Source organism: Alienimonas californiensis, from assembly GCF_007743815.1.
In the GTDB taxonomy this organism is placed as follows: Bacteria; Planctomycetota; Planctomycetia; order Planctomycetales; family Planctomycetaceae; genus Alienimonas; species Alienimonas californiensis.
This window is the reverse complement of the sequence record NZ_CP036265.1, coordinates 2,667,506-2,681,287: the sequence shown is the minus strand read 5'-3', so window position 1 is coordinate 2,681,287 and position 13,782 is coordinate 2,667,506. Positions and strand designations below refer to the sequence as shown.

The following is a 13,782-nucleotide window of genomic DNA, read 5'->3' as shown; positions in this document are numbered from 1 at the left end:
GCGGGAAGAGCTGGGAGTGAAGAAGCGGGAGTGAGAAGCGGGCGAACCGAGGCCGACAGGCGGCGGCACGGCTCAGAAGAACGAGATCTGGTCTTCGGCGTGCAGCTTGACGACGGCCTTCTTCCAAGAGCGGGTCCGGCCGAGGCCGGAACGGGTCCGCTTGGTCTTGCCGGCGCGGTTCTGCGTGCGGACCTTGTCGACCCGGACGCTCCAGATCGTCTGCACCGCGTTCTTGACGTCGAACTTGTTCGCCAACGGGTGCACCTCGAAGGTGTACGCGTTGTGGCGCTCGGACAGGTGCGTACCCTTCTCGGTCACCAGCGGACGCAGGATCACGCTGTACGGATCGAGGTCGACCTTGCGGTCTTCCGCGAACTGTTCGGGCTTGGGGGGGACGGGGCGACCCATGATTCGGTCCTCCGGCGGTCGGTTGGGGGGCGGTGCGGGAGGGTCAGGCGGCGAGACGCTGATCGACGCGGCCGAGCAGCGCGTCGAGCGCCGCGACCGTGATGACGAACTGCCGCTGGTGCAGGACGTCGTAGGCGTTCAGATCGCCGACCGGCCGCACCCAGAGAGCCTCCAGGTTCCGACAGGCCCGCCAAGTCAGCGGATCGTGGCTGTCGATCGCCAGCAGCGCCGACTGATCGTACAGGCCGAGCGACTTGAGCCGGTCGGCGGCGAGTTTCGTGCGCGGCTCGTCCAGCTCGAAGTTCTCCAGCACGACGGCTTGGCCATCTTGGAACTTGGAGAGGATCGACATCCGCGTGGCGAGGCGAACCGCCTTGCGGGGCATACGGGTGTACCAGTCCTTCGGCTTGATGGCGAAGGTGACGCCGCCGCCGCGACGGATCGGGGTCCGCTTGGCGCCCATACGGGCACGGCCGGTACCCTTTTGGCGGTACATCTTTTTGGTGGAACCGGCGACCATGCCGCGGGACCGGGTTGCAACCGTGCCCTGCCGCTTGTTGCGCTCGTACATCACGACCGCGTCGTGAAGGAGCTGCTTCGAGATCGCCGAGGCCAGCTCGTCGCCGTCGAAGTCGTAGGTGCCGGTCTCGCCGCCGTCACGGCCGAGCACGGGGACGCTGATCGCCGCCATGTGTCGCTGGTGGGTGGGGAGGACCGGGAAAGGAAAAGGTGTGAGGGCGAACCGGGAAGCCGAGCCAATCGCGAGGAGCGATCAGGCCGTCTTCTTGTTGCGGTTCTTGGTGGTGTGCGTCAGCTCAACGAGTCCGCCGTTGGGGCCGGGAACGGCCCCGCGGAGCAGCACGGAGTTGTTTTCCGCGTCGACCCGCACGATTTCCAGGAACCGGACGGTGACGCGATCGTTGCCGTAGCGGCCGGGCATTTTGGTGCCCTTCATCACGCGGGACGGGTCGGCGCTCTGGCCGATCGAACCGCCGTGACGGTGGACCCGCTTGACGCCGTGGCTGGCCCGCTGGCCGCTGAAGTTGTGACGCTTCATGACGCCGGCGGTGCCGCGGCCCTTGCTGGTGCCGACCACATCGATCCGCTTCAGCTCGGCGAGGTGCTCGACCGTCAGCTCGTCGCCGACGGACAGGCCGTGGTCTTCGCCGTCGGTGCGGAACTCGCGGAAGTATTGTTTCGGCTCGCAGTTGGCCCGGGGGGCCGGCTCGACGCCGGCCTGCTTGCGGGCTTCCTGCTTCTTGCCGCCGAGGTCGGCGACGTGGCCGCGTTCGGCACGGCTCGCCTTGCGGCGATCCTTGTCGAGGAACCCGACTTGGACGGCTTCGTACCCGTCGGTCTCCACAGTTTTGATCTGCGTGACGACGCAGGGGCCAGCCTCGACGACGGTCACCGCAACGCGGGAGCCGTCCTCTTGGAACACCTGCGTCATGCCGATCTTGCGGCCGAGCAGTCCGACGGGCATGGCGAGGAGGCGGGCGTGAAGGAAGCGAGGAGGAAGACCGGAGCCCGGGGCGCGAACCGCGGGGCGGGCGGGAATGCCTGGGGGAGAGAACGACTCCGACGACGGAGACGCACCCTCAAAAGCGCCGGCGAAAACGCGAGCGATGGACCGAACAGTGAGCAGCAGGCCGCGACCGAAACTTCGGCCGTCAGCCCCCGACGCTGGCCTTGATCTTGATATCCACGCCGGCAGGGAGCGACAGCTTGTTCAGAGCGTCGATCGTCTTGCCGGTCGGCTGGAGAATGTCGATCAGGCGTTTGTGGGTGCGAATCTCGAACTGCTCGCGGCTCTTTTTGTCCACGTGAGGGCCACGCAGCACGGTGTACCGCTCAATCCGGGTCGGGAGCGGGATCGGTCCGTGAACGCGGGCCCCGGTTCGTTTCGCCGTATCGACGATGTCGGACGCACTGGCGTCCAACGTGGAGTGCTCGTAAGCCTCCATCCGAATCCGAATGCGTTCTTGACCTGTCCCGGCCATGCCGTCTCGAGTGTTTGCCGAGTGGTTTCAAGTGTTCCAAGCCGCAGCCGCGGGGGCTTCCCTGAGGAGGCGTCCCGCGGGCGGTCGGGCAGAGTAAGAGGGACGCTCCGGGCCGTCAACGAACTTGGGCACGATTGGCACGGAACTTTTTCGATCGCCCCTTGCGCCCGCCTCCCGGGGCGTTCGCGGTAGGCCTCGGAACGGCGATCGTCAGGGAGCCGACTCGCTGCCGGTGGCGGTTCCCATGCCATCGAGCGCAGCGAGACAGGCGTCCGCCAGCGTCGCGGTTCGTCCGCAGCGTAGCGCCTCGATCGTCTCCCGCGTCACCTCGATCCACCGCTGGCGGGGGGCGTTGAACCGGGCCCAGGGGTCGACGCGGTCCGGCGTGACGTCTTCCTCCAGGCAGCGGAGGTTGTGCAGCTTGTCGGCCAGGGCCAGCGCCCGGGCGGCCTCCTCGGCGGCGGTGAGGCGGGCGCGGTGCTCCGCCTTGCGGTACTCCCACGGCAATTTTTCGCCGCGCTCGTCCCGCTTGTGCTCGGACAGGGCCTCCACCAGCGCGCAGACCCGCGGGGGGAAGGTCTCCGCCAGTTCCTCCGGCGTGACCTCGGTGTCTTCGAGTACGTCGTGCAGGGCGGCGGCGGCGAGCAGTTCGTCGTCCTCCGCCCAGCCCGCCCGGCAGAGCAGCGTCATCACCGCCAGCGGGTGGGTGACGTACGGCTCGGCGGAGTCTTTGCGCGTCTGCCCGGCGTGGGCGAGGGCGGCGTAGCGGGCCGCCCGGATCAGCAGACCCGGGTACGGATCGAGCCCGGCGTCCTCAGCGGATGCCGGCTGGCTCACGCCGTGGTCCCGGCCAGCGTCGCCGTGCCGGCGGAGGGCCGGCCGTTGCCGGGGCCGGATTGCGGTCCGGCCGGCTGCGGGGCGGTCTCGTGCCGGAAGTGGTTGAACCGCACGTACTCCCAGTGCCGGTACAGCGGCACCTTCTGGACCAGTTCCTCCCGCGGCCCGACGGCTTCCACCCGGCCGCGGTGCAGCAGGATCACGCGGTCGGCCCGGCGGAGCGTCGTCATCCGACCCGGGAGCAGCAGCACCGTGCGACCGGGGAACACGCGGGCGAAGGTGTCGTCCAGTTGGACCTTGCTGTCCTCGTCCAGCCCCTCGGTCGGCTCCTCCACGATCAGCACCGCCGGATCGCGGAGCACCGCCCGGGCCAAGCCCAGTCGAAAGAGTTGTCCGGGAGTCAATGTCTCCCCGAACTCCCCGAGGACCGTTTCGTAGCCCTGCGGGAAGCGTTGGACGAAGTTGTGCACGTGGGCCGTCTTGGCGGCGTCGATCACCTTCGAGAGCGGCACCTCCGGGTCGCCGCCGGTCAGGTTCTCCCGCACGGTGCCGGTGAAGCAGGGGTCGCCCCCGCCGACGTACACCGTTTCAGCCCGCAGGCTTTCGAGGGTGACCCAGGCGATATCCTCGCCGTCGTACTTCACCCGGCCCCGCTGCGGTTCGAGGAACCGCGGGGGCAGGCTGACGAGAGCTTTGGCCTCCAGTAGGTCCGGGGCGGCGATCGCGGTGACGGAGCCGGCCGGGATCGCGGCGCTGACGCCGTCCAGCAGCTTGCGGCCGCGGGGATCGGTGTAGTGGACGTCTTCGAAGTCCAGCGTCCGCGAGAGCGGTTGCAGGAACTTCGCCCCCACCGCCTGCCCGACCTCCGGCACGCGGTTCAGGTAGCGGTAGATGCGGTCCGCGGCGACGGCGGCGGAGTGGCGGTCCCGGTGCAGGTCGGCCAGTTCGTTGAGCGGCCGCAGCAAACAGCCGGCGATGCCCAGCAGCAACATGGCATGGGCCGGGGTGAAGGAGCCGCCGGTGTTCAGCACCTTCGTGCCCAGGATCGCCAGCACGACGGCCCCGGCGACGACCAGCGCCGCCCGGGCCAGCCCGCGGGAGAGCCGGGCCTTGCGGTTCGCGGCGGCGAGGTCGGACTGATACCGGCCCAGGTGGGTGTTGAAGCGGTCGCTTTCGAACTCCTCCATCCCGTAGCCCCGCACGACGCGGGCCTTGGTGAGGCCCTCGGCGAGCAGCCGCAGCGCCCGGTCGCTGCGGTGGCCGGCGACCAGCCGGGCGGCCTTCACCCCGACCGCCTGCCGGCGGAGCAGCCACCAGCAGGCCAGCAGGGGCAGGGCGATCTGGAGGGTGGTCAGCGGGCTGACCAGCAGGGCGAACAGCGTGAGGACGACGATCTTGATCGGGTAGCGACCCAGCCGCTGGATGCCGTCCTGCAAGCCTTGGCGGAGGGCTTCGCCGTCCTCGGTGAACAGGCCGAGCACCTCCCTCGAGCCCTCTTCGGTCAGGTCGCTGGGGCCCAGCCGCAACGCCTGCCGGTGCAGGGCCCGCCGCAGCCGGGTGACCGCGCCGCCGGCGGCCCGGGCGGCCGCCAGCCGGGCCATGGACAGGCAGAAGCTGCGCAACAACCCCAGCAGCACGGCGACGCCGATCAGCGTGGCGAGGGCGGACAGGTTCGACCGCAGCGCCGGCACGCCGCGGTACAGCGCCGCCAGGCCGGGGCCGAGCACGCCGTCGCGGTTCATCCAGACCGCGTGGGCGATGCCGCGGTCGCCCTCGGTCATGCGGTAGCCCTCGGGGATCAGCACGACGCCGTCTTCGTCCCGGTCGGCTTCGCCGGTGAGGACGAGCAACTCCGCCAGTTCGTCCCCCGAGGCGTGCACCGCCCCGCCGGAGAACAGCAGGTCCGCGACCAGATACAGGGCGAGCAGCACCCCGCACAGCAGCAGCGTGGCGGCGAGCCCCCACAGCGCGCTGCCCAGCGATCGGCCGCGGAAGTACTCGCGGCGGGGGAAGGCGCGGCGGAGGGAGGCGTGGGCGGGCACGACGATCGGCTCCCTGGCTGCGAGGACGGTGAGCGGTACCCGGACGTGCCGGACGCACCATCCTAACCGCACGGACGGGCGGATCGGCAGTCTGAGCTCCCGCCGCCCGGTTCCGCCGGCCCCGCGGACGACACAACCCTCAGAACCGCAAGCGTTCGCCCCTCATCCCCGGGAACGCCCCGGGTGCTGGGGACCGGGTCTCCCAGTGAGCCCAGAACGCAAGCTCCGAGCTCACGAGGCTCACGCCAGGTCGCGGTCTTCGAACAGCAGGAACGCCACGAGGATCGCCGCCGTGCTGTAGCAGAGCGTGTACAGGGCCGCCCAACCGAGGTACTCCGGCGGGACCAGCGCCTCCCGGGCGATCGCCGCCTCGCTGCTGTAGGCCGGCAGGGCGGGCAGCACGGTGGCGATCAGGCCGGCGATGAACCGCACGCCCTCCACCAGCGTCCCGCCGTCCCCCTTCCAGAGCACCAGCACCCCGGTCAGGTGCCCGATGATGAACACGGTGAAACAGACGCTGAGGTTCACGACCATCGGCAGCCGGCAACTGATCGCCACGCTGATCGCCGTCAGCACGGCGATCTCCAGGAACACCAACATCAACGCCGGGACGACCTCGAAGGTGGACAGCACGGCCTCGCGGTTCGGAATCCGCAGTTCCTTGCCGGTCAGCCCGGGAACCCACTCGACGCCGATCTGCTCCGGCTGGACCCACTCCGTGTAGTCCATCTTCTCCTGACTCTCCCGCGAGTCGTAGATCACCTTGTAGTAGACCAGCCCCAGGAAGATCCCGCCGACGACGATCGTCAGCAGGCCGACCGCCTGCAAAATGCCGAGGTACTTGCCCAGCACGAACTGCCGCCGGTTGATCGGCTTGGAGAGCAGCGTCATTGCGGTGCGGCCCTCGATCTCGTCGTGGATCGTGGTGCTCGCGGTCCAGACCGCCACCAGCAGGCCGACGATCAGCATCGTGGCCAGGCCGGTGTCCTTCAGCATCTTCACGTCCTCGCCGAGGCTGAAGAACGGCAGGAAGGTGTTGACCACCAGCAGCGCCACGGCCAACGCGGCGCTGAGCAGGAACACCGGCTGGCGGACGGCTTCCTTGGCCGTCGCCGCGGCTAACACCCCGGCCCGGGTCGTGCGGCGGAAGACGAACCCGCCGATCAGCAGCGCCGCGAAGACCGCCGCGACCGTCCACCACCCCTTCGGCGAGTTCCCCCCCACGCCCCAATCGGACGCCTCCACGCCGGCCTGGGCCAGCGTCGGCAGGACGTCACCAAAGAACCGGGAGCCAGGGGCGAACGCTGGGAACACGGGCGGCAGACCGGTGAGTACGGACGAACGGGAGCGGGGGACGACGCTGCTACGCGACCGCGGACCGTACCGTTGGGCGGCGGCGCGGCCAATCGAGGACTCGACGCGGCGGGGGGGTCACGGGGCCTGCGCGACCGCTTCGCCCGGTTTCGCCACCCGCACCCAAACCACGTTGCTGCACTGCCCGCCCTCCCCTGTGCTGCGGGCGAACACCGGCCGCACGCTCGGCGGGTCCCAGTCGGCGGCGGTGAGGAAGATCTGCCGTTGGGTTTCCCCCTTGCGGATCAGCACGCCCGACAGGCCGATGTTGTCCACGATCACGCCGTGGGCCATCCCGAACAGGTCGAACTTCTGCTCGCCCCCGAAGGCGTCGGCCTCCTCGCCCTCTTTCGGGGAGCCGCCGGGCCGGCGGTCCATCACCAGTTGGGCGGTGATCGTCTCGCCGGGGCGGAGCACGAGATTCCCGGCGGCGTCGAGGCGCGAACCGGAATCGGGTTCCAGGCGAATGGTGAACTTCGGCGGCGGGCCGACCGTCAGCGGGCCGAGGGGGCCAAGCTCCTGCGTGCGTTCTGCCCCGTCCACGATGCCGGTCGCGGTCACGGAGACCGCCTTCCACTGCTCCTCGGTCGGCGTTTCGGCGTCGGCGGCGACCCGCAGGGCGCCGGCGACCTCGTAGTGCCCGGATTGAATCTCCAGCGGCCCGCCGGTGGAGAAGCCGTCCGGCAGACCGTCGATCGTCACTTTGACTGGCCCGTCCCAGCCGTCGTGGCGGTCGAGCCGCACGTCGAACTTCACCCCGCTGCCGGCGGGGACCGTCAGCCCCTTGTTCGCCGGCGGTTCGACCGACGCCGTGAAGCCGGGCGCCGGCTCCCGCAGGGTCAGCTTGTAGGCGTAGTCCGGCCCGCCCTCGCCGCGGACGTCCCGCACCCGCACGAGGTACTCCCCGCGGGCCGACGCCTGCGACGATCCCACCGCCGGGGCCGTGAAGTGGATGCGGGCGGCGTCGCCCAGTTCCCGCTGCGGGTCGTCGTCGTTGGCGTAGTTCATTTCGAACACCGGCAGCCCGTTGTCCGGCAGGTCGGCGTCCGGAGAATGCGGGGCGACGGTGTAGACCGGCTCGAACAGCGCGTGGGCCGTGGCGCTGGTGCCGAAGTAGTTCAAGCGGTGGCTGTTGCCGGGGCGCTCGTAGAACACCCAGCCGCTGTCCGGGCCCTTGGGCGCCTGGAAGAACTTCACCACCTCGCCGTTCATGTAGAGGTACTCGTTCAGTTCCATCTCCTCCCAGAAGTCCAGCCGGGTGTCGTTGGACCGCTTGGAGTCGATCGGGCGGAAGTTGATCACGCTCGCCCGGGTCGCCTGCAGTTTGACCCGCATCACGGGCTCGCCGTCCGGCCGCAGGATCTCCAGCAGCGGATCGGTCGGGGCGGAGCCCGGTTTGCCGCCCTCGGTCTGGGCGACGCACTCCAATACCCACTCCGAACCCGGGGCGGCGGCGAAGCGGTACAGGTCTTCGTCGCCCGGTTCGTCGATCACCCCGAACACCGACGCGGGCGCCATCGGCGTGGCGTCGGCCGGGTCGTCGTTCGGCTCCGCCTCCCGCCCGGGAGCGTCCTGCATCACCGCGATTTGCTCACCCGCCCCCCCCGCTTCGCCGTCGCCGGCAGGCGGCGCGTCCCCCGGTTCGCGCGGCTCGAAGGAGACCCGTCGCACCGTTCCGTCCAACAACCCGACGAGGGCCCGCACAGCGTTCCCTTCGGCCCGCTCCGCCCGCACCGCGACCGCCGCCGGCCAGTCCGGCAGTTCGATCGCCGGGCCGACCTGCGAAAAACCCTCCTTCATGTCCGCCGGGCGGTCCCACAGTTTGACGGTCGCGTCCTCGGCCGCCGTCACCAACTGCCCCGTTGGGGTGAAGCTCAGCGACAGCACCGGCCCGCGGTGCACGAACTGGCTCAGCCGAACCTTGGTGGTGCCCTGCCGGCCCTCGCCGGTCAGCTCCCACGCCCGCAGCGTGCGGTCGCCGCCGGCGGCGAGCAGGTGCGCCCCATCCGGCGTGAAGGCCACGCACAACTGCGCCCCGGCCGGCTCCGTGAGGGTGTCCTTCAGTTCGCCCGAACCGGCGTCCCACAGCTTGATCGTGCGGTCGTCCGAGGCGGTCGCCAGCAGCGGCAAGGTCGGGTGAAAGGCCACGCCGAAGACCGGGCCGTTGTGCCCCGCCAAGACGGCCTTCTCCAACCCCGTCGCCGGGTCCCACAGCCGCACGACCTTGTCGTATCCGCCGGTGGCGAGCGTGCGGCCCTCGGGGGAGGACCGGTCCGGGGAGAGGGCCGCGGCGAGGATCGCGTCGGCGTGACCCCGCAGCACGTAGGCCGGGGCGTCGCCGCTCTCGCTGAATTCGTTCGTGTCCCAGACGACCACCGCCCCGCCCAACCCCGGCTCCCCGGCCGCGGCGAGGACCTTTTCGTCCTCGAGCCAGTGGAGCGAATGCACGTGCCCCGGCACGCCGGTCAGGGTGCGCACGGGCTTCTCCCCGCCGGCGTCCCGCAGTTCGACCCGGCCGTAGCGGCCCACCGCGACCGTCTTCCCGTCCGGACTGACGGCGAGGGCGTGCACCGGCTCGCGGACCGTCTCCGCGGTGACCTTCACCTCCGGCACGACCAGCGTCGGCAGGTCGCCGCCCCCGACGGCGCCGGCGTTGATCCAGGCCCGCAGCAGCACGACCTCCTCCGCCGTCGGCCGCGGTTCGTCCTCGGGCGGCATCAGTTCGCCCTTCGAACCATCCAGCAGGCCGAACAACCGACTCTCCGCGGCGTCGCCCGGCGCGATCACGGCGCCCTCGTACCCGCCCCGCATCAGCGAGGAGTGATCGTGCACCGCGAACTCGCCGCTGCTCTCCCCGGCGTTGTGACAGCCCGCGCAATACTTCGTCAGCAGCGGGCGGATCTCCCGATCGAAGTCCGGGCCCTGCGCCTCTCCTTCCGCAGCGCAGGCAACCGGCGCCCAGGCGGCCGGGACGAGAACCAGCAGGGCGACGGCGGCGAAACGAGCGGCGGGCATGGCGGCGGGCAGGACGACGGAGAGGAAACGCGAACGCAGCGACGCGCCGGTCAGTGCTGGAACAGGAACTCGCGACTGCTGAGCAGCCCCCAATACAGGTCCTCCAGGGCGATCCGCCGGTCGTCGCCCTCGGTGTCGGCCAGCACGGCGGCGACGGCGGCGGCCTCCTCCTCGGTGGGTGGCCGGTTCACGGAGGCGAGGTAGGCCTCCTCGATCAGTTCCGCGTCGCTGCGGCCGGAGGCCGACCCGGCGGCGATCCGTCCGTCGGCGGCGGCGAGCTTTTCGTTCAGGGTGCCGCCGTTCATGACGTGCAAAACCTGCTTCATGCTGGGCATCCCCGTACGTTCGCAACTGCACGTTTGCAGGCGCTCGGCCCGGCCGAAGGCGTCGAGGAAGTAGCTGTCGACGGCGCTGTCCTTCAGCTGGATCGCCTTCGTCCCCTCCGGCCGATCCTTGAACGTCGTGGGCACGCCGCTGGCGGAGCTGAAGGCGTCCAGCAACACCTCGGCCTTCAAGCGGCGGGGCAGGAAGTGCGAGTAGTACCGCACGTCGCTCTCCGCCCCCGGCTCCGGCACGCTGCTGCGCTGGTAGGCCTCGCTGGTGAGAATCAACCGCATCAGGCGTTTCAGGTCGTAGTCGTTCGCCACGAGATAATCGGCGAGGGCGTCCATCAGGGCCGGATTGCTGGGCGGGTTGGTCAGCCGCAGGTCGTCCACGGCGTCGACCAGACCGACGCCCATGTAGTTCTCCCAGACGCGGTTCACGATCGCCCGGCTGAAGTACGGGTTCGCCGGGTCGACCAGCCAGTCGGCGAGGGCCTCGCGGCGGTCGCCCGCGTAATCCGGCGGCAGGGGTTCGCCGTCCAGCGGGGCGGGGGGTTGCGGTTCGCCGGTGCGGGGCTGGATCAGGTCGCCCTCGTCGGCGACGAAGATCGTGCGGTCGCCGTCGCCGTTGCGGTAATCGCCGCCCCAGCCCTTGCCCCGCACCCGGCCGAACAGGTTGGCGAAGGCGTAATATTGGTCGTTGGTCCACTTCTCCAGCGGGTGGTCGTGGCACTTCGCGCAGGCGATCGACATGCCCAGAAACGCCGCGGAGGTTGTCTCCGCCATGATCTCCGGGTCCTGATGCAGGGCGAAGAAGTTGGCGGCGCCGTTGTCGAAGGCGCTGCCCTGGGCCGTGACCACGCCGCGGGCGAACTCATCCCAGCCGGCGTTCTCCTCGACCCGCTCGCGGATCCAGCCGTAGAAGCTTTCGACCGCCTGCGGCCGCAGGCGGTCGCCGCTGACCAGCAGCAGGTCGCTCCATTTGTGCGTCCAGTAATCGACGTACTCCGGCGAGGCGAGCAGTTCGTCGACCAGCCGTTCCCGCTTGTCCGGGGCGTCGTCGGCGAGGAACGCCCGCACCTCCTCCGGCGTGGGCAGCCGGCCGGCGACGTCCAGGCAGGCCCGACGCAGGTAGGTCGCGTCGTCGCAGCGGGGGGAGGGCGGCAGGTTCAGATCGCTCAGCTTTTCCAGCACGAAGCTGTCGATGAGGTTCGCCTGCGGGGCCTCCGCGAACACGCCCTCCGCCGGCGACTCCGCCCGGGGCACGACCGCGGTGCTGACGACGTTCCGAGCCAGATACCACGCCACCACCGGCCCCTCGCCGGGGCCGATCACGGTCATCACGCCCTCCTCGGAGACCGTGGCGACGGTGGCGTCGGCGGCGCTGAACTTCGCCCAGCGGGTGACGTCCTCGGTGCGGCCGTCGGTGAAGTGGGCGACGACGACCAGCGGCTGAGAGTCGCCGACGCCCAGCCGGACGCGCTCCGGCAGGATTTCGAGCCGCTCCAACCGGGCGTCGTGCGGGGAGGGGGCCGGGGCGCCGGCGGCGATCCATTCGCTCAGCGCCGCGTAGTCGTCGCTGCCCTCCTCGAACCGCAGCCCGCCCTTGTGCGGCACCGCGGCGGTCGGCTTGGTGAGCAGCAGGGAGCGGGCCGGGTCGTTCGGCACGATCCGCCGACCGCGGGTGCCGCGGGTGATCGCGAAGAAGTCCGTCTCCGGGTCGTAGCCCCGCAGGCTCAACAGGAACCCGCCCTTGCCCGCCGCCGCCCCGTGGCAGGCGCCCATGTTGCAGCCGCGTTTCGTCAGCACGCTCTGGACGTGGTTGCGGAAGCTCCAGGCGTGCGGCTGATCGAACTCCGTCACGGTCACGGCGACGGCCTTCTGCTGACCGCCGACGGTCGCAGTGAGCGTCGCCTGCCCGTTGCCGGTCGGCACGGCCCGGCCGTCCCGCACCACGACGACGGCCTCGTCCGAACTCGTCCACGCCGCGCCCGCCGCCGGGGCGCCGAGGGCGCCGTCCGCCTGCCGGGTCTGCAGGAGCAGCGTTTGGAAGTCCGCCGGGCCGGTCAGGGAGACGGTCGCCGGCAGCGCGGCGAGGCCGGCGCCGGGGGCGTCGGTCGCCTCCGCGGGCGCGGCGAGCAGAACGGCGGCGAGCAGCAGGGGCGTCATACGGCGGGGGTGAAGATGGGGTCGTGAGCCCGGAGCGCAAGCTCCGGCGGCGCGGCGTTCGGTGTTGTCGTTCCTCCGTCGGCCGGGCCGACGGCCGGAGCGTGCGCTCCGGGCTCACGGGCATTTAGGCGAACAGCTCGTAGAGCGGTTTCGTGCCGAAATCGACCAGCGGGAACGGCCGGCCGGCGGGGCCGGGCAGCTCCGTGTGCAGGTCCAGCCCGAGGCTGTGGAAGATCGTGCCGACGACGTCCGCGGGGGTCGTCGGCCGCTCGGCGGGGTAGGCGCCGATCTCATCGCTGGCGCCGACGGCCCGGCCGCCCTGCACGCCGCCGCCGGCGAAATACATCGTCCAGCACTGCGGCCAGTGATCGCGGCCGCCGGCGGGGTTCACCCGCGGCGTGCGGCCGAACTCCGCCAGATTGCAGACCAGCGTGTCGTCCAGCATCCCGCGGTCGATCAGGTCCGTCATCAGGGCGGAATACGCCTGGTCGTACATCGGGGCGACGACGTCGCGCATCCCTTCGATGGACGTGAACGGGTTGGTGCCGTGGATGTCCCAGGTGATCTCGTTGAACACCGTCAGGAAGGTGTTCACCGTGACGAACCGCACCCCGGCCTCGATCAGCCGGCGGGCGAGCAGCAGGCTGGCCCCGAAGCGGTTGCGGCCGTAACGGTCGCGGACGGAGTCCGGTTCCTGGTTCAGATCGAACGCCCCCCGCGCCTGCGGGCTGGTGATGAGGCGGTAGGCGCTCTCGAAGTTCGAGTCCATCAGCCGCGCCTGGTCGCTGCTCTCGAACGCGGCGGCGTGGCCTTCGACGATGCTCCGCAGCTTGCGGCGGCGCTCCAGCCGGGCGTCGCTGATGCTCGCCGGGGGAAGCAGGTCAGGGACCTTGAAGTTCGGCTGGGAGGGGTCGGCGTTGAGGATGAACGGGTCGTGGCCGCGGCCGAGGAAGCCGGCGTCCTGACCGTTCGGCAGGTTCCCGCCGACGGCCCCCATCCGTTCCGGCAGAATCACGCTGGCCGGCAGATCGCTTTTGCGGCCGCGGAGGTAGCTCAGCACGCTGCCGGCGTGGGGGCTGTTCACCCCGCCGGTGAACAGGCGGCCGGTCTGCATCATCTGCAGGCCGGTGTCGTGGACGGCCGGTGCGGTGTGGTGGCAGCTCCGCACCATGCTGAAGCGGTCCGCCAGCTTGGCGTGCTCCGGCAGGATCTCCGAGAGCAGGAAGTCGCCCTTTGTGGACACCGCCTTGAAGGGACCGCGGATCTCTTTGGGGGCGTCCGGCTTGGGGTCGAAGCAGTCCTGGGCGCTGGGGGCGCCGAGGTTGAAGATGAGGATGCAGGCCTTGTCCTCGTGCCCCGGTTTGACGGCGCCGGCCTCGGCGGCGGCGGCCATGTCGGCGAGGCTCAGGCCCAACGCGGACAGGGCGCCGACGGTCAGGAAGTCGCGGCGGGTGGACCCGTCGCAGTCGTGGGCGGCGCCGTCGCCGAGCAGATTCAACATGGCCGCGGGCCGGGGATTGCAGGTCGGGAGAGAGCCGGGGCTGTCCCGCGAGCCCGTCCCGTCACGCCCCGGGCCGCCCGCGAGCGGGAGCCGCCGTGCGTTGACGCGGGCGACCGCCGTCCCCGCAGGGTCGG

10 protein-coding genes are annotated in these 13,782 nt (G+C 70.8%); all 10 read right to left on the bottom strand.

The window, feature by feature from the left end:
- Positions 1-72: 72 nt before the first annotated feature.
- The 10 genes from rplW to CA12_RS10505 all read right to left on the bottom strand — a co-directional run bounded on the left by rplW (position 73) and on the right by CA12_RS10505 (position 13,648).
- Positions 73-408, bottom strand: a complete 336-nt coding sequence (gene rplW, locus CA12_RS10550) for a 50S ribosomal protein L23 (RefSeq protein WP_145358911.1) — start codon at positions 406-408, stop codon at positions 73-75.
- 43 nt (positions 409-451) lie between these two features.
- Positions 452-1,099 (bottom strand): 50S ribosomal protein L4, encoded by a 648-nt coding sequence (rplD, locus tag CA12_RS10545; RefSeq protein ID WP_145358910.1) that lies wholly within the window; start codon positions 1,097-1,099, stop codon positions 452-454.
- A gap of 81 nt (positions 1,100-1,180) precedes the next feature.
- On the bottom strand, positions 1,181-1,891 hold the full coding sequence (gene rplC, locus CA12_RS10540; protein WP_145358909.1) for a 50S ribosomal protein L3: 711 nt from the start codon (positions 1,889-1,891) through the stop codon (positions 1,181-1,183).
- Positions 1,892-2,078: 187 nt separating this feature from the next.
- Complete coding sequence (gene rpsJ, locus CA12_RS10535) at positions 2,079-2,408, bottom strand: 30S ribosomal protein S10 (protein ID WP_145358908.1); 330 nt, start codon at positions 2,406-2,408, stop codon at positions 2,079-2,081.
- A 210-nt stretch (positions 2,409-2,618) separates the two neighbouring features.
- The gene (locus CA12_RS10530) at positions 2,619-3,245 is read right to left on the bottom strand and encodes an HD domain-containing protein (protein ID WP_165700682.1); all 627 of its coding nucleotides are present in this window, start codon (positions 3,243-3,245) and stop codon (positions 2,619-2,621) included.
- Positions 3,242-5,287 carry an ABC transporter ATP-binding protein gene (locus CA12_RS10525; protein WP_145358906.1) on the bottom strand — a complete coding sequence of 682 codons (2,046 nt, stop codon included), beginning with the start codon at positions 5,285-5,287 and terminating at the stop codon, positions 3,242-3,244. Before CA12_RS10525 ends, CA12_RS10530 begins: the two co-directional genes overlap by 4 nt.
- 240 nt (positions 5,288-5,527) lie before the next feature.
- Entirely contained in the window at positions 5,528-6,601 is a 1,074-nt protein-coding gene (locus CA12_RS10520) for an ABC-2 transporter permease (RefSeq protein WP_165700681.1), read from the bottom strand.
- A gap of 117 nt (positions 6,602-6,718) precedes the next feature.
- Positions 6,719-9,655 (bottom strand): c-type cytochrome domain-containing protein, encoded by a 2,937-nt coding sequence (locus CA12_RS10515; protein WP_145358905.1) that lies wholly within the window; start codon positions 9,653-9,655, stop codon positions 6,719-6,721.
- A gap of 50 nt (positions 9,656-9,705) precedes the next feature.
- On the bottom strand, positions 9,706-12,147 hold the full coding sequence (locus tag CA12_RS10510; protein ID WP_145358904.1) for a DUF1553 domain-containing protein: 2,442 nt from the start codon (positions 12,145-12,147) through the stop codon (positions 9,706-9,708).
- 124 nt (positions 12,148-12,271) lie between these two features.
- Positions 12,272-13,648 carry a DUF1501 domain-containing protein gene (locus CA12_RS10505; protein ID WP_145358903.1) on the bottom strand — a complete coding sequence of 459 codons (1,377 nt, stop codon included), beginning with the start codon at positions 13,646-13,648 and terminating at the stop codon, positions 12,272-12,274.
- Between the last annotated feature and the right edge of the window lie 134 nt (positions 13,649-13,782).